Genomic DNA, 21,778 nt, shown 5'->3' on the forward strand with positions numbered 1-21,778 from the left:
GAAAGCCAGCCATGAATGTCTTGATCGTCTACGCCCATCCCGAACCCCGATCGCTCAACGGTTCCCTCAAGAACTTCGCCGTCGCCCGCCTGGAAGCGTCCGGCCATGCCGTCCAGGTATCAGACCTGTATGCCATGAACTGGAAAACTCCGCTCGATGTCGACGACAGCCTGGCGCCGCGTAACGGCGAACGCTTCGATGCTTCGCTGGCGTCGAAGCACGCCTTTGAAAACGGCTTGCAAAGTGCGGACATCGCGCGCGAGCAGGACAAGCTGCGCTGGGCGGACACTGTCATCCTGCAGTTTCCGCTGTGGTGGTATGCGATGCCGGCCATCATGAAAGGCTGGGTGGAACGCGTCTACGCTTATGGCTTCGCCTATGGCGTCGGCGAACATTCCGACACGCACTGGGGCGATCGTTTCGGCGAAGGTACGCTATCGGGAAAACGCGCGATGGTGATCGTCACTACCGGCGGCTGGGAGTCGCACTATGCGGCGCGCGGCATCAACGGTCCGATCGACGACCTGCTGTTTCCGATCCATCACGGCATCCTGTATTACCCGGGCTTCGACGTGCTGCCTCCTTTCGTCGTGTATCGCACCGGCAAGACCGATGCAGCGCGCTATGCGGGCATTTGCGAGGCCCTGGGCGAGCGTCTCGACACGCTCGAAAGCGCTACGCCAATTGCATTCCGTCCGCAGAACGCCGGCGACTACGCCATCCCGGCGCTGACGCTGCGCGATGAGATTGCGCCTGGTGTGACCGGCTTTGGTGCACACGTGCGGAATGCCTGAGCCGGGCGGGATGATTTCAAACGCACAACATTTCATATTTGCGTTTGCGTTCGTTTGCGTTCGTTGGCGTTTAAGCAGCGGCCCGTTTCCTTTTTGTCTGACTTTGGAAAAAGACATTTGCCGATACCCGTGCCGGACTGCCCGGTCTACGCTGAGATCCCTTATTGCGCCTGCGCCGCAGGCATTACCGAAAGGTCAGCGGATCGATGTATACCGAGCACACCGAGCACACCGGGCCAGCGCCATCCCGACCTCGCCTGCTGGAGCCCGGCAAGAATTGCTGGCGCATCGCCCCGGCACGCCGCTTCAAGCTGCTGATCGACGCCGACGCCTATTTCAGCGCGGTGCGCGCAGCCGTCCGGCAGGCGCGGCACAGCGTATTCATCCTGGGTTGGGACATCGACAGTCGCATGCGGCTGGCGCCGGGCGGCGCCGGCGACGGCTATCCGGAGGCGCTGGGCGATTTCCTCAACGCGCTGGTTGAAGAACGTCCACAGCTGCACGTCTATATCCTCAACTGGGATTTTGCGATGCTGTATGCGCTGGAACGCGAATGGCCGCCGGCTTACAAGCACGGCTGGCGCAAGCGGCGCCGATTCTATTTCCACATGGATGCCAGCCACCCGGTCGGTGCTTCGCATCATCAGAAGGTGGTGGTGATCGACGACAAACTGGCATTTGCGGGCGGCATCGACCTGACACGCAACCGCTGGGACACTTCGGAGCATGCGCCTGACCAACCCTTGCGCCGCGACATTGACGATAAACCATATGGTCCCTTCCACGACGTGCAGGCAATGGTCGATGCCGAAGCCGCCGCCGCGCTCGGCGAACTGGCGCGTGAGCGCTGGACCCGCGCCGGCTGTAAACCTGCGCTACCGCCGAACAAGGCGAAGGATGGCGACGATCTGTGGCCGACCGGTGTGGAGCCTGACTTGGGCGACGTTGAAATCGGTATCGCCCGCACCGAACCTGAACGCGACGGTGGCGGCGGCATCCATGAAATCCGCCAGCTTTACCTGGATGCCATCGCCGCCGCCAGGCATTCGCTGTTCTTCGAAAACCAGTACTTCACCTCCAACGTGCTGCACGATGCGCTGGCGGCACGCCTGGCTGAAGACGATGCCCCGGAAGTTGTGGTGGTATCGCCGCAAAACCAGAGCGGCTGGCTGGAGCAGGCCACCATGGGCCATCTGCGCGCACGCATTCATCAGCGCCTGAAAGCTGCAGATCAACACGGCCGCTATCGCATGTATTGCCCGCAACTGGCAGGCGAGCAGGACGGCTGCCTCAATGTCCACAGCAAGGTATTCGCGGTCGACGATCATTTGTTCTGCGTCGGCTCGGCCAACATGAGCAACCGTTCAATGACGTACGACACTGAATGCAATCTCGTGATCGAAGCCCATGGCGACGCAGCGCAGCAGGCGCGTATCGGCACCGCGATTGCCGGCATGCGCAACCGCTTGCTGGCAGAGCATCTCGATGTCGGCGTGGAAACGGTCCGGCAAGAAATTGACAAGACCTCCAGCCTTCACGCGACCATCGCTGCGCTGCAGAGCAACGGTCGCACCCTGATCGCGCTTGATCCTGTCGTGCTGCCGCAGATCGAAGCGCTCATGCCGGACAAGGTGATGTTCGATCCGGAAACGCCGATCAATCCCGATGAACTGATTGCGCAGTTCGTGCCGGGTCATGCCCGCAAGCCGGTGCCGCGCCGGCTCATCGGCCTCGGCGTATTCGGCATCCTGCTGCTGGCCCTGGCTCTGGCGTGGCGCTTCACGCCGCTGCGCGAGTGGCTCAACCTGAACGCGCTGATCGTCATGGCGCGCAGTCTGGAAACGCTGCCGTTCACGCCGTTGGCGGTGATGGCGGTATATGTGGTGGCGGGCATGCTGATGTTCCCGGTGACCTTGCTGATTGCAGTCACAGGCATCGTGTTCGGGCCGTTCTACGGTGCGCTGTATGCGCTGGCGGGATCCTTGTTGAGCGCGCTGGCGGGCTTCGGCCTGGGTGTCTGGCTGGGCCGCGAGACACTGCAGCAATTGCTCGGCCGCCGTGTCAACAGCCTGAGCCGGCGCTTCGCGCAACGCGGCATTCCTGCCATGGTGGTGATCCGCCTGCTGCCGGTGGCGCCGTTCACCATCGCCAATGTGGTGGCAGGCGTGTCGCACCTGCGCTTGCGCGATTATCTGATCGGCACGTTCCTAGGCATGGCGCCCGGCATCATTGTCACGGTCGCATTCGCGCACAATCTGGCGGAGGCGATCCGCCATCCCAGCCTGACGACGGTGGCCTTGCTGGCGGGCATGGCAGCGCTGCTGATCGGCATGGCGTTGGGCTTGCAAAAGTTATTTTCTCAACAACCGCGGAGCATCCGATGAATCAGGTCGCCGCGGTGCTGGCGCCACCTGCACAGACGACGCCGGCCAGCCCCTGGCCGCTCACTGTCGCCACCTACAATATCCACAGCGCGATCGGCACCGACGGCCGCTTCGATCCTGAACGCATCGCACGGGTTCTGCTCGACATCGGCGCCGACGTCATCGCGTTGCAGGAAGTGCCGCTGGGCGGATCGGAAAGCGCCGACGTGCTGAAGGTATTGCAGGAAGCTACAGGCTTCCATGCCGTCGAAGGCCCGACCGAAGATACGCCGCAGCGCCGCTACGGCAATGCGGTGCTGAGCCGCTATCCGGTACAGGCGACGCGCGCCATCGACTTGTCGTTCGGCAGCCGCGAAGCGCGCGGTGCGCTCGACGCCGACCTCGCCTGCCACGGTCAGCCGTTGCGCGTGGTGGCCACGCATCTGGGTCTGCGCCCTGCCGAACGGCGCGACCAGATCAAGCGCCTGCTGCAAGCCTTCGATACCGATCGCATGCCGGTGATCCTGATGGGCGACGTCAACGAATGGTTTGTCTGGGGGCGGCCGCTGCGCTGGCTGGTGTCGCACTTTGAGGCGGCGCCGGCGCCGCGCACTTTTCCGGCGCGCTGGCCGCTGTTTTCGCTCGACCGCATCTGGATCAGTCCGCGCCGCCGCTTGCTGAAAGTGCAGGTGCACGCCAGCCCGTTGGCGCGTGTCGCGTCCGACCATTTACCGCTGGTGGCGCATATCGATGCCTAGCAGCCCGGCCGTCATTGAGATTGAAGGAGTTTGCCATGGCACAGCATGAAGTCTTGATCGTCGGCGCCGGTCCCACCGGCATGGTGCTGGCGTTGTGGCTCAACAAGTTCGGCGTGCGTGTGCGCATCCTCGACAAGGCTGCTGCGCCCGGAACTGCTTCGCGCGCGCTGGTGATGCAGGCGCGTACCTTGGAGTTGTACCGCCAGCTCGACCTGGCCGACGCCGTATTGGCGGAAGGACATCGGGCGCAGGCGTTCAATCTGTGGGCAGAAGGTGAACACAAGGCGCACGTGCAACTTGGCGCAATCGGCGAGGACCTGACGCCCTATCCTTTCCTGCAGATCTTGCCGCAAGACCGTCATGAAAAATTGCTGGCCGAGCGGCTGCAGGTGGCCGGCATCGTGATCGAACGCGGCATCGACTTCATCGATTACAGCGACGCCGGTTCGCATGTCAGCGCGCGCTACCTCGATGCGGGCGGTCGCGCACAAACTTGTGATGCGCTCTACATCGTCGGCTGCGACGGCGCGCATTCCATGGTGCGCAAAAGCCTGGGAGCGGATTTTTCCGGCGGCACGTATCGCCAGTTGTTTTACGTTGCCGATATCGAAGGCAGCGGCCCGGCGCTGAACGGCGAAGTACATGTCGACCTGAGCGAAGCAGACTTCGTCGCAGTATTCGGCATGAATGACGGCGGCAGTGCGCGCCTGGTCGGCACCATCCGCGAAGACAGAGTGAACCGCAATGGACAAGCAGATGCGCTGAATTTTGAAGACGTCTCCGAACGCGCCCTGCGCGAGATGAAAATCAAGGTCGACAAGGTCAACTGGTTCTCCAGCTATCACGTGCATCACCGCGTGGCCGATCGTTTCCGCGCCGGCCGCGCTTTCATCGCCGGCGATGCCGGCCATGTGCATAGTCCGGTCGGCGGCCAGGGCATGAACACCGGCATCGGCGACGCCATCAACCTGGCGTGGAAGCTGGCGGCGGTCCTGCGCGGTGAAGCCGGCGACAGTCTGCTGGATAGTTATGAAGCGGAACGCCTGACTTTCGCGCGGCGCCTGGTGCAGACCACCGACCGCGCCTTCACGCTGGCGACGTCGCCGGGGAATCTGGCAAAGGTCCTGCGTACGCGCATTGCGCCGGCGTTGCTGCCGCGCGCGGTGCGCCTGCCGATGGCGCGCGAGTTCCTGTTCCGCACGGTGTCGCAGACGACCATCAGCTATCGCCATGGCCCGCTCGGCGCAGGCCGGGCCGGCAGTGTGCACGGCGGCGATCGACTGCCGTGGGCGCCGACGCATGGCGGCGACAATTTCGCCAGCCTGGCGACGCCGGCATGGCAAGTCCATGTGTATGGCCAGGCGCGTGGTGAACTATCCGAATGGGCCGCCACACGCGGTATCCCCTTGCATGTGTTTGACTGGGCGGCGCAGCACGACCACGCCGGACTGGCACGCGACGCTGCCTATCTGCTGCGGCCCGATGCCTATGTCGCGTGTGCGGATCCAGCAGGCGGCGAGCAAGTTTTCACGAGCTACTTGCTGCAGCACGGCCTGCACATTGGCGGTAACGGCGGCGATTCCAGGATGACCGCGACCCCGCCTACGCCTGCGGCAGACCGGTAACGCGCGCAGGTGCGCTGCTTGCGGCTTCGCAAGAGACATCCCCCGAGGTTGCCGCCGCACACGTTGCGCACGATGCTTTCGATATCCACGACCTGGACCATACAACCGGGGTCGCCGGTGCAAATCATGTTGCAGACACAGGTAGCGTTCTTCTGACATGCAATTGCGGCGATAGCCGACTGTCGCGGCAAGGGTTCTTCTTTACGATGGTCAGGTACGCTTGGTGTCTGCCTGGCGTCCACAATCAAGGAGACCGTTATGAATTCCAAGCTCATCGCAGTTCTCGTCGCCGCGACTTTCAGCGGCGGCGCATTTGCCCAAGCGGGCACCGGTGCTGCCGGCACCAGTACTACCAATGATTCAGCTCAGACCGTCGCCAACGACAAGGACATGTCCAAGTCGAAAACCAAATCGACCAAGAAGAGCCGTCAACCGAAGGACAGCAGCGCCGCCCCCAAGCCGCCAGGCGGCGGTAACAGCGGCAGCGGTAATAGTGGCGGCGGTTCCGGTGGCGCGGGTACAGGCGGAGCCGGCAGCGGCGGCTAACCCACTCGCCCCCTCATCCGGCTTGCCCTGCGACGCTCTGTCGTAGCCGCAAGCCGGATTTTCTCAAGCGCTCATTTCAAGCGCTCAATTCCTGCCTTGCCACCACCCAGATCGCACCTGCGCATACGCTGATCGCCACCACCGCCAATACGTGCAAGAGCCAGTCGAAGGTCATTCCGTTTCCTCTCGCGTTCAATTTTTCCCGGCGCTATCGCAAGGCATGCGCCAAGTATAGAAAACGGTGCATGCGAAATTCGTTGGCGCGCGGTAAAACGTCGCAAAGTTGTGCAAAGACGGAAGCAAGCATCGTATTGCTCGCTGGAGGAAGATGAAGAAAACGGCAATGGTCGGGGTGACAATAAATATGCAGTTTCATTTACAGAATTGCATATTTTCTGCGCAGCTCTTTGAAAAATCGACAAGAATGAAAAAACATTTCACCTGTTTTGCATAAAACGCCCCGCGAAAAGTGAGGGGTTCATGCTACGATTTTGTCATTCAAGGAGAACGAAGAATGCCTGACGGTCACGAATGTGTCGAACTGCCGACCATCATCAACAATGTTGAGTATGTTTTGCAAAGCCGCACGATCGCGGCTGCGGATGGAACACAGCGACCCGAATATCGGGTGCTGTTGAAAGGTGCAGAGATCAAATCGTGGACTGAAGGCGACATCCTCGCTTACTTCGCCATCGGCTGACGGCGAAGCAGCCCGGCCCCGCTGTCCAATGCGGACCGCCCGGTCCGCCTGTCTTACCGGTCGTTACGTCGCCATATTGGCACGACGATGAATGATCTTTTCGATTTTATCTTTCAGCGTAGCGGCATTGAACGGCTTGACGATATAACCGTCAGCACCGGCTTGCGCTGCTTCGACGATATTTTCCTTCTTCGCTTCAGCGGTAATCATCAACACAGGCAAATGCGCCAGGGACGGTGTCGCGCGAATTTTTTTCAGCAAGGCCAAGCCATCCATCACGGGCATGTTCCAGTCGGTCAGCACGAAAGTGATAGGGGCCGCGCCGCCTTCCAGCACTTTCATCGCGGCGGCGCCGTCTTCGGCCTCGGCCATCTTGGTGAATTCAAGCTCTTTGAGCAAACCGGTTACGATGCGCCTCATGGTGGAAAAGTCGTCTACCACCAGGAAATATTGATCATCTGCCATTTTGGATAATTGATTCTTGCGAGTTAGTGAGAGCGAGGGGACTATCTTGATTTAGCTAGATTTTTATCTAGATTTTTTATCTGTTGCCAGTTTAAAACATTTCCGGAAACTTCAATACTCTGCGGTATCGATATTGCAATAATCACCAAAAAATTAAGTTATATATTTATAAATAAACAATATTTTTACGGGACTGTATTGTAAAGACATTCCCGGCGAAGCCATGTTCAATATCGGCAAAAACGTGATTTATCCGTGCGCCGATCAGAAGATTGATAAAGCAAACTTGCAGGAAATACGCCGCCTCTTTCCAGAGCAGGAAACAGGCCAGGATTGATGCCGCCGGTGGTGATGCCGCCTTGCAATCCTATTTTTTGAGCAGTTCAATGGCGTCTTCGGCGACGCTGCGCAAATTGGTGATCGTCGCATTGAGATCGGCAAGCTCCCTTGCCGTAGGCGGTTCGTCCATCCCGCCCTTGACCAGCGACGCCTTGACGATCGTCGCCGCCATATGCCATGCGGCGCGATTATGCGCGTTGATCAATTCTCTACGGATCCGCTCCAGTTCCGTTTTCTTTGTTTTATCCATCGATGTTTTTAGCTCGTCGGTTAGTCGAATCTGACGGTTGATGCAGCGATCAAACCATTTCCAAACAGAAATAATTTATCAAGTCCATCACCATACTATGCATCAATTCTTTCAAGCCCGTGACTCGCATTCACTTCGGTATCTTGATTGCAACTTGGCATTGCGCAATAGACATTACACCGGATTTCTATGTAGAAACAATAAATCTTCTGACTTTTTATGCAATTTTTACGTAAACATGATCCCGGTCAAATGATCCATGCGAGCTCGCAAAACACGCTTTTACTTCCAACCGGCGGCCAGCTCGCGGGTGAGGTCGGCCGAAGGAATTTCCTTGCAGCCCCGCGCATTCTGCCCCGACCACAGCGGTGAAAAATCACCGCTGCCCTGGGCCTCAGCCTTGCTGCGCAACGGTGCAATCGCGGCGGTGGCGAGCGGAAACACTTGTGCTGCGCTGCTCAACGGTCCCAGCTCGCGCATTACGCGGTTGACGATGCCGCGCGCCGGGCCGCCGGTGAACAAGGTGGTCAACGCGGTGTGTTCGGCGGCGGGGCCTTTGAGCGCAGCGCGATGCGGCGCACTGGTGGAGGCTTCCGGGGTCAGCATGTAGGACGTGCCGATCTGCACGCCGGCCGCGCCCAGCGACTTGGCGGCAGCGACACCGGCCGCGTCGGCAATGCCGCCTGCGGCAATCACCGGCACGTTTACGGCGCGGACGATTTGCGGCAGCAAGGCAAAAGTGCCGATTTGCGTCGACAAGTCGTGCGTGAGGAAAAAGCCGCGATGGCCGCCGGCTTCGATGCCTTGCGCGATGATGGCGTCGACACCCTGCTCTTCCAGCCAGCGCGCTTCAGGGACGGTGGTCGCAGAGCACAGCACTTTGGCGCCCCAGCTGCGCACCCGATCCAGCAAAGCCTGATCCGGCAATCCGAAATGGAAGCTGACGACGGCCGGCTTGAACTCGCTGAGCAACTCGGCTGCCTCGGTGGAAAATGGTGCGCGGCCGGCGCCTTGCGGGATGGTGTCGGGATCGATCCCGAACTCGCGATAGTACGGCGCCAGCGCGGCGCGCCAGGCGGCTTCGCGCGCGGCGTCCGGCGTCGGCGGCGTGTGGGCGAAGAAATTGACGTTATAGGGTTTCGAGGTGCCGGCGCGAATCAGTTCAAGCTCCTTGCGCAGGGTTTCGGGTGTCAGCATCGCACAGGGCAGCGAGCCCAGCCCGCCGGCGTTCGAGACCGCGATGGCCATGGCGTGGCCCTGAATCCCGGCCAGCGGCGCCTGAATCAACGGCAACTCGATGCCGAGCAATGTTTGCAGTGTTTCCATGAGTGTTCCTGTCCCCGCTTCTTTTCCGCGCTTCATGATGCCGTTAAATCGCTGCGGGGCTGATCATGCAGCGAATGAAATTTTTACGTCATGAATGGCGAGAAATATTCAACAAAAAATCAACGAAAACTCGCAGTGAAACAGAAATATGCGGGTTCCACTCCAGTATAACGGGCCACGTCATTTCGCGTCGGCGATGGGGTCCGCGGTTGTCACAACTGTTATCGCCGCTGTTACTACTCCTTACCTTCTGCTTCGACTTGCGGGCTTGCCGATAATTTACAATCGAGGGTATCAAATCATCAGGAGATTCCAGGCATGCGCCGCTCGCTTCCTTTGCCGTCCGCTTTTGCTGTGCTGCCGCTCGTGGCGCTGGTTTTGCTGGCCGGCTGCTCCACGTCCAAGCAGTCGTTCTATCATCAGGAAGATTTCAGCGAAACCGACACCTATTCGCGCAGCTTCGGCAGCAGCGACGCCGCGGTCTGCGAAGCCGCGCGTCGCGCCTTGCTGGGCCAGGGTTACATCATCAGCAAAGCACAGGCCAATATCGTTGACGGCACCAAGAGCTTCCAGCCGGAAGCCGACCAGCACGTCGAAATTGCCTTCCATATCGTCTGCGCCGGCAACGGCAAGGCCGACCAGAATGCCTCGCTCTTCGTCAGCGCCACCCAGGATCGCTATGCGCTCAAGAAAACCAACAACTCGGCCAGCCTGGGCGTCGGCGTGCTGGGTTCGGTCTCGATGCCGTTCGGCTCGAGCGACGATTCACTGGTGCGGGTGGCCAGCGAGACCATCCGCTCGGCGCATTTCTACGACCGCTTCTTTGGCGCGGTGGAGCGTTACCTGGCGCCGGGAGAGGATGACGCCGCCAAAGCCGGCAAGACCGAACTTGACGGCCCTTTGCCTCAGCCACAAAAAAGGGAGTCCAAATAGGACTCCCTGCATTGTTTTGAGCATCTGCCTGATTTTAAGGCGCGCCAAGGTATTTCAATAAAATCAACGACTTGTCGACTTTACACAGACTTGCTCACATGGTTACCCACAGTTTCTGTGGGTAACTGTGGACAACCCGGCGATGGCGAACCGGCTTAGCGGCGATGGTCGTGGCGATCATAGTGGCCGTAACCGTGATAACGCGGACCATGGCGGTAATAACCCGGACCGCGATGATAATAGCCACGCTCGACATAAACCGGCGCAGGAGCATAGTAGACCGGGGCGGGACGCACATACACCGGTGGCGGCGGCGCGTAGACGGGTGCCGGCGCGTAGTAGACCGGCGGTGGCGGCGGTGCATACAACGGCACGCCGATATTGATGCCCACGCCTACGTGAGCGGCCATCGCCGGCGTCGCGAACAGGCTCGCGGCAAGCACGCCGATAGAAACGATTGTCACGGAGAGAAGAGATTTTTTCACGATGGCTCCTTGGGTGTACTTGAAAGTACTCAATACTTTGCTGAAAATAAGACGTTGAACAGAACGCTGAATCCTTAGCTGTATTTAAATCCAATTCGAGGTCCAAGACCAGTCAGTTCACGGTAAGCCTTGTAACAAGATGCTACAAGTTGCTGACGCCGTTTGACAGTTCGAGATGTGCTCAACCACTTCCTGATAAAAAAGGGCTCGCATTTGGACGCGAGCCCTTTCAACTCCTGCCGCTTGCTTCAGGCCGCATTGAGCACGGCCACATTGCCCTGCCCCGCTTCGATACGCGCGACCTTGAGCACGGTATCGGCGCAGGCGCGCGCCACTTCCTGGCCCTTGACCACGAAATGCTCCTGGAAGAACTGCTGATGCTCGCCGTGCGAATGGAAATGATGCGGCGTCAGCACGGCCGAGAAGACCGGTACTTCGGTCTCGAGCTGCACGTTCATCAGTGAAGTGATCACCGCTTGCGCGACGAAATCGTGACGATAGATGCCGCCGTCAACCACCAGACCGGCGGCGACGATGCCGGCGTATTTACCGGTCTTGGCCAACAGCTTGGCGTGCAGCGGGATTTCAAACGCGCCCGGCAATTCAAAGAAGTCGATGCTGGATTCTGCGAAGCCGAGTTTGACAATTTCCGCGGTGAAGGAGATACGGCATTGGTCGACAATCTCTTTATGCCAGCTGGCCTGGATGAAGGCGATGCGATTCCTGGCGGACGAGGTATTGCTGGATGGGTGTTGCATTTGTTCAGGACTCCTGTTTGTCGAATAAAAAACAGGGCGCATGAAAACCGGCGAGCGCATGCAGACAGCATGCGCGCGGCAAGTTTTCGTTCTCTTTCATCCGGACTATGACCGTCGGCCCCGGGATCGCACCGGCTCTGCTGACCTCAACGGACAGGCGTCCGCCAAGCGCTCGCGGGCTCGCTGCAATGACGTCGGAAACAACGCCGCTACAGCATTACCGCCGGTGGGGATTTCCACCCCGCCCCGAGAACATCGTGTGCAGAAAATTTTGAATTTGTCGAAATTTTCGCCACACGGAAATTTATCACAACTGCAAAAATGCTGCAGAGCACACAAGGATTTTTCCTCATTCCTCTTACCAGGAGCAGCGCGTCGTCAACCTGTTAATCGAACCATGGAAACGTCATGCCTCCGGTCTCAACAATACCTTGATCGATGCCATCGAATCGGCCACCTTGACGGCCTTATCCCACTCCGACAAGGCAAAACTATGCGTCACAATTCCTTTGGATGTGACCAGCCCGCGTGCCAGCAAATCAAGGGCAATCGGGTAGCAATCGGCACTCAGGTGAGCGCCCCGCACGTCCAGCTCTTTTTCTTCGCCGATGATGGACCAATCCACCGTGGTTTCCCGGCCGAATACACTGAATTCGACGAAACGTCCGAGCTTGCGAATCATATCCAAACCCTGTGTGACACCGATCGGTGCTCCCGTGGTTTCGATGTAGACGTCGCAGCCGTAGTTGTCCGTCAGACTTCGCACAACTTTCTCCGTATTTTCCCGCGTCGGATTAATCACGATATCGGCGCCGAATGTCTTGGCCAGTTCGAGACGCTCATCGATCATGTCGATAACAACGAGTTTCTTCGGCGTTTTCAACCGCGCCACTTGCACCATCAATAAACCGAGCGTGCCCGCGCCGGCAATGACCACCACGTCATCAAGCTGGATATCGCCCCGATTGACGGCATGAATAGCGCAGGACAATGGCTCGGTGACAGCAGCATCTTCAAATGCGATATGCGTGGGTATCTTATGGATCACGGCACGTGCCGACAATCGCATATAGTCAGCCATGCCGCCTTCCGCGACCTGGCGCTGGAAGCCATAGACGTCATGCACTTCGCACATCCATCGATAGCCGGTTTTGCAATAGCGGCATTTCTGGCAAGGCACGATTTGCTCGGCGATCACCCGGTCGCCCAGCGTGACGCCATGATACGTTTCAGCGCCGGGGCCAAGCTCCACGACATGCCCCCAGAACTCATGTCCGGGGATTACCGGCGGCTTGACATAGGACGGCTTGTTTTTTTCCTTGTCGCCCCAGAACCGCGCCGCTCCGGCGTAGCATTTGCAGTCGCCGGCGCAAATACCACAAGAAGCGATTTTGATGATCACTTCGTTAATGCCGGCAGCCGGCCGCTTGACGCGTTGCAGTCGGTAATCTTTTGGCGCGTGGCATACCACCGCCAACATGTCTGGTTCATGGGAGTTCATGATTTTTCCTTTGACAATTGTGCTTCAGGTTTGCCAGTGAAGATCGGCGCCGTCGGGCCCGCTTTGACAGTCCCGGCCTGATGAGCAAAGTCTTTCAGTGCTTGTGTTCTTCAAGCAGTCTCGTTTGCAATGATCCGGCGATGCTTTGCAGGATCAGAAAGCAAGAGCAGGATCCGGCATCGAGCGCGCCGATCGAACGCTCACCCAATCGGCTGGCACGACCGATGCGCGCCTGCAAGGCTTTGGTGGATTGCATGCCGGCCTCCGCCGCTGTCGTCATCGCCGTTAAGCACAATGAAAACGAGCGACCTTGCGACAACGCCTGATGATAGGCATCGCGCGCAGGAATTAAGGTGTCAACCAGAGTCTTGTCGCCGACCTTGGCGTCACCGATGGTTTGCACGGCGTCGATTGCGGCCGATAAGGCATTGAAGAAGAGTTCCTTGTCCAGGATGTTTCGCGTTGCCAGCACCTCGCCGAAGACCATGAAGAAACTACCGTACAAGGGCCCCATGGAGCCGCCGATGCCCTCCATCAAGACCAGATACAACTCGTTGAAAGCGCCCGCCAGCGATCTGCCGCGCTGCAAGGCCAGCCTTTCCCCGCACTGCGTAAAACCTTTGCTCATGTTGATGCCATGGTCGCCATCGCCAATAGCACCATCGATTTCGCTCAGATATTCGCGGTTGCGGTTGATCGCGACGATCAGATCTTCGACCACCCAATCCGCCTGCGTCATATCGAAATCGTCCTTCATTCCCGTTCTCCGATTGTCAACCCCATGGACTCACAGGGATAGGACATGCATTGATCGAGCTCATCATCCAGGCGCATCAGTGTCAAAGTGACGCCCATCATTTCCAACGAGGTAAACAGATTTCCGACCAGCGAATGGCGCACTTCAATGCCGGCCTCATGCAAATAATCGACGACATCTGCGTAGAGAATGTATTGCTCCATCAATGGCGTTGCCCCCAGACCGGAAATCAGCACCGCGACCTTGTCGCCGCGAACGAAAGGCAAGTCCTGCAGGAGCTTGTCCAGCATGAGCCTGGCCATGTCCTTTGCCGGCACCACGCTTTGCACCAGCACACCGGGTTCGCCGTGATGCCCGATGCCGACCTCCATTTCGCCTTGCTTGATGACAAAATTGGCTTTGCCCACGGCCGGAATCGTGCAAGCAGACAAACCGATGCCGATGGAGCGCGTGTTATCAATGGCCTTTTGCGCAGCCGCGACGACCTGCTCGAGACTGGCCGTCTGCGCCGCTCTGGCAGCGCCTACCTTCCACATCAAGATCTCGCCCGCGACGCCGCGCCGTTTGCTCATCTCATCAGCGTGCGCCGATGCGGCATCGTCATTCGCAACAACCGTCCGGACTTCGATGCCGGCTCGTTCCGCCATCTTCATCGCCATTTTCACGTTCATATTGTCGCCAGCGTAGTTCCCGTACAGGCAAGCGATACCGGCACCGCCATCAGCTGCCTGAAACGCATCGAAGAACGACTTTGCCGTAGGCGAGGAAAATACTTCCCCCACAGCCACTGCATCCACGAGATTGCGACCGACATAGCCGATGAAGGCTGGCTCATGGCCGGAGCCGCCGCCGGTAACGATTGCTACGCGTCCCTTGAGCGCCGCCGCCGCGTGGCGCACCACACGCGGGTTTTGCGGCCAGAGCGATAATTCCGGACGCGCGGCGACGATGCCGCGCAACATATCTTCGACCACCATGTCGGGATGATTGATGACTCGATTCATTGGGATTCCTTATACTTGCCGTCATCCAGCGAGGCTGGCGACGATCGTGATTGTTATGGCGACGGCGCTGGGCAATTGCTCCGACCAAGGGGTTCGGCTATTGCACCGAATAACCGCCGTCAATGAGGATATTTTCGCCAGTGATCATGGCTGCCTGTTCGCTGGCCAGATAGGCAATCAGGCAGGCGACTTCCTGCGGCTGCGCGAAACGGCCCGCAGGTATTCTTCTGCGCATTTCTTGCCCCGCGGCACCTGCCCAGGCTTGTTTCCCGAGTTCCGTTTCGACCACTGTCGGCGAGACGGCGTTGACAGTGACACCGTCCCTCGCCCATTCCAGCGCCAGCACCTTGCTCATACCGACCAAGCCGGCCTTGCTGGCGCAATAAGCCGCGTGACGTTCGAGGCCGATCACGCTGGCCTGGGAAGCAAGATTGACGATACGGCCATACGCCTGCCGCCGCATCGCGGGAGCCACCGCTTGCGCCAGCAGGAATGGCGCCTTGAGATTGATTGCCATGGTGGCATCCCAGGCTGCCTCCGACAAACTGTCAGCCGCCTCCAGCAAGGCGACGCCGGCGTTATTGACCAGTACGTCGATACGGCCGTAGCGCGCCATGACTTGTTTCATGACCTGGGCGATGCCTTCGGGGTCCGTCACGTCAAGCACACAGCCAAGATGGCGGTCGATACCGCCCGTCAGGCGTGTGGCGACCTGTATCACCTCCGTCTGACGATCCAGCAATACCACTTGCGCGCCGCAAGACGCGAACAACTCGCTCACCGCCAATCCAATACCGCTGGCAGCGCCGGTCACAATGGCGACGCGACCGGAAAAATCGTATCCCTGTTTGGGTGATGCATTCATTGCCGACATCTCCCGGTAGTCACTTCTTTACTTTTTTCAGGAACGCGTCGGCGTTCGCCGGCACGATTGCAGTCCAAGGCACGCTGTACGACTTAGCCGTGCCGTCGCCCCAAGGCATGGTGCCGATGTATTCGCGCCAGATCGGCGAGCGCGGTTGGTAGGACGCTCCCTTGAGCGTCCGCAACGCGACATCCAGCGCGCCCTGCGCCTGTGCTTGCGCATCCTGAAAATTAGTCGTCATCTCGCCGCGTTTGACAGCCTGAATCGCGGCGGCAATGCCGTCAACCCCAACGACGGGAATGGTCTTGATATCGATACCCTTGGATTTAATCGCCTGGACCGCGCCCAGCGCTTCATCGTCATTTTGGGCAATGACGCCGTTGATCTTGCCCGGATAGGCCGTCAACCAATTTTCCATCAAGCTCATGGACTCGGCGCGTGACCAGTTTCCGGTCTTTCGGGCGAGTACTTTGACATCTTTGTATTTAGAGAGAATCTCGTCATTGCCCTTGCCCCGCTCAATCTGTGCGGACTGGCCGATAGGCCCTTCGATCATCACGATATTTCCCTTGCCGCCGATCGCCTTCATCAGGGCCTCGGCTTCCATGCGACCGGCGACCACGTCGTCATTGCCGACGTACGACGTCAATACGTCTCCCAGCACTCTGGCATTGGATCCGATCACCGGAATGCCGGCCTTGATCGCCTTTTGCACAGGCGCGGCACCGGCTTTGAGGTCGATCGGCACAAAAATGATGGCGTCGTACTTCTGCGTGATCATGGTATCGAACTGATTGCTTTGCGTGAGCGCATCGTAATTACCGTCGAAGATGGTGATCTGCACCGAACCGTCCTTGACTGCGGGATGCGCCTTGAGGTGATTGCTCCACATTTGCATGAACTCGCCTTTCAGGCCGTACACGGCAGCGCCAATGCGCAAGGGCCTGTCCTGCGCATGAACGGACAAGGAAAGAGTCAGGCCCAATCCACACAGGACGGCAAGTTTTTTCAACGAAATCATGATGGTCTCCAAGGATGTTGGGCGGATTACTGCTTTTTGCGAGAGACGTCCAGCAATACGGCGCCCACAATAATCACGCCCTTGATAACTTGCTGGTAGTAGGAAGAAACGCCAAGTAAATTAAGGCCGTTGTTGATCACACCAATGAGCAAAGCGCCCACCACCGTGCCGCCTAACGACCCAGTACCGCCCGACAGGCTGGTGCCGCCAATCACCACTGCGGCAATGGCGTCCAATTCATAGGACACCCCTGCCTGGGGCAAGGCGGCCGTGGTGCGGGCCGCCAGTAAGATTCCGGCAAGGGCTGCCAGAAAACCGCTGACCACATACACTGCGAAAAGTACTTTGCGCGTGCTAATCCCGCTGGTCTTGGCGCTCTTGGAGTTGCCGCCGACGGCGTAGATATAGCGTCCGTAGATGGTATAGCGCAGGACAAACCAACTGATCGCGATCACTGCAACAAAAATCAGGATGGGTACCGGAACTTGCCATACGTGGCCGGCGCCGATTGCCAGAAAATCGTCGGGCAAATCCGATACCGGCATGCCATCGTTGTAGATGTAGGTCAAACCACGCGCGGCGCTAAGCATGCCCAGGCTGGCGACAAATGGCGGCACTGACAAGCGCGCCACCAACAATCCATTGACAGCACCGAGCAACGCACCGACGCCGAGCCCCACCAACAAGCTCATCGTCAGGCCGTAGGTGCTGTCGCCGGCAACCAGCCAGGCGCTTACCATCCCCGCGAAGGCGAGTATGGCGCCTACCGATAAATCGATGCCGGCGGTAAGGACCACAAAGGTCATGCCGATGGCGAGGATACCGTTGATGGAGGTCTGCCGAAGAATGTCGGCCCAGTTGCCCCAGCTCATGAAGTACTGATTACTGAACGATAAAAAAATGCATAGTGCAATCAACGCCGCCAAAATGCCGTAGCGCGCATAGAACTGCTGCAAACTGAAGCCAGGTGTGGGGGAAGGCAGAGCGATAGGAGTGATCTTGATATTCATCACGAGGCCAAATGTAAGAGTTCTTCTTGGGTTGAGGTATGTCCGTCCAACATCGCGACCACGCTGCCGGCCTTGAAAACGGCGATCCTGTCGCTGACGTCCAGCACTTCCTGCGCCTCCGAAGAAACCAGAAGCACCGCGCCGCCGTTCTCCGCAAACTCATTGATGAGCTGATAGACCTCCCGTTTGGCACCCTCGTCTATGCCGCGCGTCGGTTCATCGCACATCAGACACACGGGCTCGGTCGACAGGCAGCGCGCCAGTACGACTTTCTGCTGATTGCCGCCGCTCATTGAAGACACGGGCAGATTCACGGAACTGGTCTTCATGCGAATGCGCTTCACCATGTCGCCGGCCAGGCGGTTCACGCGCTGCCGGTCGATCATGGCCAGACGAGACAGGCGCCGGTAGGCCGACAATGCGATGTTGTCGCGGATCGAGGCCGTGAGCACCAGGCCGGTTTCCTTACGATCTTCGGTGACAAGTGAAATGCCCGAGGCGATGCTCCTGCCGGGATTGCCAACGGGCAGCGGCACGCCCCGCAAGAAAATACCCCCGTTGTCCGGCCTGGTAAGCCCGTAGATGCAATTGAGATATTCGCTGCGCCCGGCCCCCATCAGACCGTAGATACCCAACACCTCTCCGGCGTGTACACGCAATGAAATTTCGTTGAACTCACCGTTTCGGCTCAGGCCTTCGGTCTCCAGTACCGCCTTGCCTGCGTCCCGGCGAGATCGTGTTGCGGTTTGCAACTTGCGGCCAACGATCGCGGTAACCAGTGCCGCGCGGTCGATGTCTGCGATGCGTCCATTTTCAACAAAGCGGCCGTCGCGAAACACCGTATAGTCATCGGCGATCTGGAATATCTCGGACAAGCGATGGGAGACATAGACGATCCCCGTACCCTGGGCCGTGAGACTGCGGATCGCGTTAAACAACACTTCCGTCTCGCGCTCGCCGATCGCCGACGTCGGCTCGTCCATGATCATGACGTCGCAATCGCGGCTGAATGCCTTGGCGATTTCGACCAGTTGCACTTGCGCCAGACTTAATGAGGACATGCGCAGACGTGGATTGACGGGAAATTGCAAACGTTCGAGCAAAGCCTGCGCTTGCCGCAGCATGGTCTTGAAATCGACGCAGATTCCGGCAGTGCGCGGCTCCCGTCCGAGATAGATATTTTCCGCAACCGTCATACCCGGGATCGGCGACAGCTCTTGCGTAATCATGGCGATCCTGCTTTCCAAGGCCTCTGCCGGCGTCGCAAAATCCACTTGGCGACCATGAAGAAAAATCTCGCCGTCATCGCGACGGAGCACGCCCATCAGGATATTCAGGAATGTAGACTTGCCGGCACCGTTGCCGCCACATAGGGCATGCACGCTTCCCGGCCGCAACGCCAGACGACCGTCCGTCAATGCAGGAATCCCCTGAAAGGATTTTTTTACCCCGTTCGCCTCAAGAAGCAGTGGTGCCATGATTTGTCTCCAGCAATTAACATTTGATCTTTACAGATCTTTTTTTCATTGAAATCCATGGTAGCAAGCGCGATTTTTAGCTGTCAATTGCGTTTTAAAAACTCTGAAGAATTTCGAATAAAAACGAACATAACGACAAATAAAAACAATATGAGGACAATAAGAAGAAAATAGCTGTTTATATTGCTTGACTTCGTCACGATCAAAAATGAAAATTTGACTTGTCGCGATCATTTTTTCACCACATCCACCGACGCGACGAGAAAGGAAAATATCGTGGAAATCGCCATCGGCTGTGACGAAGCAGCGTTCGAACTGAAGGAAATCATTAAGCAGCATCTGACCGGCAAAGGTCTGGCGGTCATCGACTTCGGCACCTATGACACACAGCCGGTCATTTATCCGGATATCGCATTCGCGGTGGCCGAGGCCGTCATGGAGCACCGTTTTTCCCGCGCCATATTGCTCTGCGGCACCGGCATCGGTATGGCGATCTCAGCCAACAAAGTGCCCGGGATGCGCGCCGCCCAATGTCACGACACTTATTCGGCTGAACGAGCCAGCAAAAGCAACAACGCCCAAATCATTACGCTGGGCGCGCGCGTGGTGGGCCCCGAACTGGCAAAGTCGATTGTGGATACGTGGCTGTCATCCGAATTTTCCGGCGGGCGTTCCGAGTCGAAGCTCAATCGCATCCGCGAATACGAAAGCAGCCTGCAAAAACAAAAATGAACGACAATCCGGACACGAAGATCCGGATTTCAGGGAGAGAAGAAATGAAAGGACCAGCAGATGTCGACCGATGAGCTGACGCGGCTCGCGACGCTCTACTACGTAGACGGACTGACGCAGGACGAATTGTCCAAACGATTTTCGATTTCACGCCCGACTATCGGCCGCATGCTCAAACGTGCGCAGAGGGAAGGCATCGTAGAAATTCGCGTGCGCCATCACCCCGGCGACACCAGCCAGCTCGAGCATGCGCTGATGGCACGCTTCGGAATTGAGCGCGCCATCATCTCGATCAATCACAAGGATCAGGAAAGCCAGCGTGAACTCCTGGCTGGCCTGGTCGCCAGCCATCTGGACCGTATTCTCGCCAACGACATGATCGTGGCGGTCGGCATGGGTCGCAACATCAGCGCGGTCTCCAAGCATGCGGTTTCGTCGATGCAACGCAATTTGACCTTTGTCTGCGCCATCGGAGGCTCCTATCGCGGCGGCGAAACGATGAATTCCGATCATATTTGCCGTCGCCTTGCCGCACGGTTTGGTGGCGAAAGCGAAACCCTTTATGCACCTGCCCTGGTCAGCGATCCCCAGGTGCGCGGCAGTCTGCTCGCCAATGACACCGTCAAGCAAACCTTGGATAAAGCGCAGCGGGCGCACATTGCACTGATCGGCATCGGCGATATCAACGAAGACAGCAACATGGTGCGTATGGGCTGGTTTTCACCGCAGGAGATTCTTGAGGTCAAACACATGGGCGCCGTTGGCGACATGATGGGTTACGATTTCATCAACATGAATGGAGAGCCGGCCCAGACATCCCTGCAAGCACGCGTAATCGGTCTGACTCTGGACGACTTGCGGCGCATCCCCAACGTCATCGCAGTTGCCAGTGAAAACTCAAAAACCACGGCAGTCCTCGGGGCGCTGCGCACAGGCGTCATCAATACCCTGGCCACGACAGAAACAATTGCGCAGTCCATTCTGACGCTGGAAGAAGCCACACGTCCGCGCGAAAAATAGACGTTCCCGGCAAAACGCCCTGTCCGCAACAGCCGACAGGGCGCTCTTCATACCTGTTCCATATCGCTTATGCGCGAGGATTGCGTTGCAACGAAGCGATGCGCGATTCGATAGTCGGATGGCTGGAGAACAAACCCATCCACGAACCACGACCGGCGATGCCGGAAGCCTGCAGGTTTTGCGGCAAGCCGTCCGCTTCCATGCCGCCGAGGCGACGCAAGGCGCCGATCATCGGCGTCGGCGAGCCCATCAGTTTTGCGGCGCCGGCGTCGGCGCGGTATTCGCGCTGGCGCGAGAAGTACATGACGATAATGCTGGCGAGGATGCCGAACACGATTTCACACACCACCACCGTGACCATGTAGCCGATGCCGGGACCCGATGACTGTTCGTTGTTGCGCCGCAGGGCCGAATCGACGAAGTAGCCGACGATGCGGGCGAAGAACATGACGAAGGTGTTCACCACGCCCTGGATCAGCGTCAGCGTAACCATGTCGCCGTTGGCGATGTGCGCGACTTCATGGGCCAGCACGGCTTCCACTTCTTCCCTGGTCATGCCTTGCAGCAGGCCGGTCGACACTGCCACCAACGAATTGCTTTTGCTGGCGCCGGTGGCGAATGCATTGGGCGGACCGTCGTAGACGGCGACTTCGGGCATCGTCAGGCCGGCGCGCGTGGCGAGACGATTGACGGTGTCGACCAGCCACACTTCGGTGGAGTTCTGGGGATGTTCAATGACGCGCGCGCCGGTCGACCATTTGGCGATGGTCTTGGACAGCAGCAGCGAAATGAACGAGCCGCCGAAACCCATCAGCGCGCAGAACATCAGCAGCATGCCGAAGTTGAGGCCGTTGGCGGTCATGTAGCGATTGATGCCGAGGATGCTGGCGGTAACGCTCAGCACCAGCATCACAGCCAGGTTGGTGACGAGGAAAAGAATGACGCGTTTCATGATGCTTCCTATGCAAAGAGAGCGCGACCGTCTCTGGACGATCGTCGCGGAAAAAAGGATTCGGATAACGGATGTCGCCGCGTCAAGGCGTCAAGC

Annotated in this window: 22 protein-coding genes and 1 riboswitch; of the genes, 9 read left to right on the forward strand and 13 right to left on the reverse strand. The window is 58.5% G+C overall.

The features are described from left to right. The first annotated feature begins 11 nt into the window (after positions 1-11). From DXT88_RS16705 to DXT88_RS16730, 6 genes are all read left to right on the forward strand, one after another. A complete protein-coding gene (locus DXT88_RS16705) occupies positions 12-794 on the forward strand; it encodes an NAD(P)H-dependent oxidoreductase (protein WP_265215112.1) in 783 nt (260 codons plus the stop codon). Positions 795-1,000: 206 nt separating this feature from the next. Continuing rightward, on the forward strand, positions 1,001-3,178 hold the full coding sequence (locus tag DXT88_RS16710) for a VTT domain-containing protein (RefSeq protein ID WP_265215113.1): 2,178 nt from the start codon (positions 1,001-1,003) through the stop codon (positions 3,176-3,178). Then, complete coding sequence (locus DXT88_RS16715; RefSeq protein ID WP_265215115.1) at positions 3,175-3,915, forward strand: endonuclease/exonuclease/phosphatase family protein; 741 nt, start codon at positions 3,175-3,177, stop codon at positions 3,913-3,915. The genes DXT88_RS16710 and DXT88_RS16715 overlap by 4 nt, the downstream gene beginning before the upstream one ends. A 35-nt stretch (positions 3,916-3,950) precedes the next feature. After that, entirely contained in the window at positions 3,951-5,540 is a 1,590-nt protein-coding gene (locus tag DXT88_RS16720; protein WP_265215116.1) for an FAD-dependent monooxygenase, read from the forward strand. A gap of 258 nt (positions 5,541-5,798) precedes the next feature. Next, positions 5,799-6,086 carry a hypothetical protein gene (locus tag DXT88_RS16725; RefSeq protein ID WP_265215118.1) on the forward strand — a complete coding sequence of 96 codons (288 nt, stop codon included), beginning with the start codon at positions 5,799-5,801 and terminating at the stop codon, positions 6,084-6,086. Between the two features lie 514 nt (positions 6,087-6,600). Then, positions 6,601-6,786: a hypothetical protein gene (locus DXT88_RS16730; protein WP_016833584.1), complete on the forward strand. Its 186-nt coding sequence runs from the start codon at positions 6,601-6,603 to the stop codon at positions 6,784-6,786. Positions 6,787-6,849: 63 nt separating this feature from the next. Here DXT88_RS16730 and DXT88_RS16735 read toward each other — a convergent pair whose 3' ends face one another. The 3 genes from DXT88_RS16735 to DXT88_RS16745 all read right to left on the reverse strand — a co-directional run bounded on the left by DXT88_RS16735 (position 6,850) and on the right by DXT88_RS16745 (position 9,166). Continuing rightward, positions 6,850-7,251 (reverse strand): response regulator, encoded by a 402-nt coding sequence (locus DXT88_RS16735; RefSeq protein ID WP_016833583.1) that lies wholly within the window; start codon positions 7,249-7,251, stop codon positions 6,850-6,852. 367 nt (positions 7,252-7,618) lie between these two features. Further along, entirely contained in the window at positions 7,619-7,840 is a 222-nt protein-coding gene (locus DXT88_RS16740; RefSeq protein WP_029363300.1) for a hypothetical protein, read from the reverse strand. Positions 7,841-8,122: 282 nt separating this feature from the next. Next, positions 8,123-9,166, reverse strand: coding sequence for an NAD(P)H-dependent flavin oxidoreductase (locus DXT88_RS16745; protein ID WP_265215119.1), 1,044 nt, complete (start codon positions 9,164-9,166; stop codon positions 8,123-8,125). Positions 9,167-9,484: 318 nt separating this feature from the next. On the opposite strand from DXT88_RS16745, the gene DXT88_RS16750 reads away from it, so the two are divergent. After that, on the forward strand, positions 9,485-10,099 hold the full coding sequence (locus tag DXT88_RS16750) for a DUF2242 domain-containing protein (protein WP_265215121.1): 615 nt from the start codon (positions 9,485-9,487) through the stop codon (positions 10,097-10,099). A gap of 155 nt (positions 10,100-10,254) precedes the next feature. Here the strand turns inward: DXT88_RS16750 and DXT88_RS16755 are convergent, their stop codons facing one another. From DXT88_RS16755 to DXT88_RS16795, 9 genes are all read right to left on the reverse strand, one after another. Beyond that, positions 10,255-10,563, reverse strand: a complete 309-nt coding sequence (locus DXT88_RS16755; RefSeq protein WP_016833578.1) for a hypothetical protein — start codon at positions 10,561-10,563, stop codon at positions 10,255-10,257. Positions 10,564-10,832: 269 nt separating this feature from the next. Then, positions 10,833-11,342, reverse strand: coding sequence for a 6,7-dimethyl-8-ribityllumazine synthase (locus DXT88_RS16760; RefSeq protein ID WP_265215123.1), 510 nt, complete (start codon positions 11,340-11,342; stop codon positions 10,833-10,835). 84 nt (positions 11,343-11,426) lie between these two features. Then, a riboswitch (FMN riboswitch) is annotated at positions 11,427-11,600 on the reverse strand. A gap of 148 nt (positions 11,601-11,748) precedes the next feature. Then, positions 11,749-12,843, reverse strand: a complete 1,095-nt coding sequence (locus DXT88_RS16765) for an alcohol dehydrogenase catalytic domain-containing protein (RefSeq protein ID WP_265215125.1) — start codon at positions 12,841-12,843, stop codon at positions 11,749-11,751. Between the two features lie 94 nt (positions 12,844-12,937). Beyond that, a complete protein-coding gene (gene dhaL, locus DXT88_RS16770; RefSeq protein WP_265215127.1) occupies positions 12,938-13,600 on the reverse strand; it encodes a dihydroxyacetone kinase subunit DhaL in 663 nt (220 codons plus the stop codon). Continuing rightward, positions 13,597-14,604 carry a dihydroxyacetone kinase subunit DhaK gene (locus DXT88_RS16775; RefSeq protein ID WP_265215129.1) on the reverse strand — a complete coding sequence of 336 codons (1,008 nt, stop codon included), beginning with the start codon at positions 14,602-14,604 and terminating at the stop codon, positions 13,597-13,599. The genes dhaL and DXT88_RS16775 overlap by 4 nt, the downstream gene beginning before the upstream one ends. 97 nt (positions 14,605-14,701) lie before the next feature. After that, complete coding sequence (locus DXT88_RS16780; protein WP_407649356.1) at positions 14,702-15,478, reverse strand: GolD/DthD family dehydrogenase; 777 nt, start codon at positions 15,476-15,478, stop codon at positions 14,702-14,704. Positions 15,479-15,488: 10 nt separating this feature from the next. After that, on the reverse strand, positions 15,489-16,502 hold the full coding sequence (locus DXT88_RS16785) for a substrate-binding domain-containing protein (RefSeq protein WP_407649357.1): 1,014 nt from the start codon (positions 16,500-16,502) through the stop codon (positions 15,489-15,491). A gap of 14 nt (positions 16,503-16,516) precedes the next feature. Next, the gene (locus DXT88_RS16790) at positions 16,517-17,500 is read right to left on the reverse strand and encodes an ABC transporter permease (RefSeq protein ID WP_016833573.1); all 984 of its coding nucleotides are present in this window, start codon (positions 17,498-17,500) and stop codon (positions 16,517-16,519) included. Beyond that, positions 17,500-18,978 (reverse strand): sugar ABC transporter ATP-binding protein, encoded by a 1,479-nt coding sequence (locus DXT88_RS16795; protein ID WP_265215134.1) that lies wholly within the window; start codon positions 18,976-18,978, stop codon positions 17,500-17,502. The genes DXT88_RS16790 and DXT88_RS16795 overlap by 1 nt, the downstream gene beginning before the upstream one ends. Positions 18,979-19,254: 276 nt before the next feature. Between DXT88_RS16795 and rpiB the strand changes: the two genes are divergently transcribed. Next, positions 19,255-19,710 carry a ribose 5-phosphate isomerase B gene (rpiB, locus tag DXT88_RS16800; protein WP_029363291.1) on the forward strand — a complete coding sequence of 152 codons (456 nt, stop codon included), beginning with the start codon at positions 19,255-19,257 and terminating at the stop codon, positions 19,708-19,710. A 60-nt stretch (positions 19,711-19,770) separates the two neighbouring features. Further along, on the forward strand, positions 19,771-20,730 hold the full coding sequence (locus DXT88_RS16805; RefSeq protein WP_265215138.1) for a sugar-binding transcriptional regulator: 960 nt from the start codon (positions 19,771-19,773) through the stop codon (positions 20,728-20,730). A 67-nt stretch (positions 20,731-20,797) separates the two neighbouring features. On the opposite strand, the gene htpX is transcribed toward DXT88_RS16805, so the two are convergent. After that, positions 20,798-21,682 (reverse strand): protease HtpX, encoded by an 885-nt coding sequence (htpX, locus tag DXT88_RS16810; protein WP_265215140.1) that lies wholly within the window; start codon positions 21,680-21,682, stop codon positions 20,798-20,800. Positions 21,683-21,778: the final 96 nt, after the last annotated feature.

The organism is Herbaspirillum lusitanum, assembly GCF_026127345.1.
GTDB classification, from domain to species: domain Bacteria; phylum Pseudomonadota; class Gammaproteobacteria; order Burkholderiales; family Burkholderiaceae_D; genus Herbaspirillum; species Herbaspirillum lusitanum.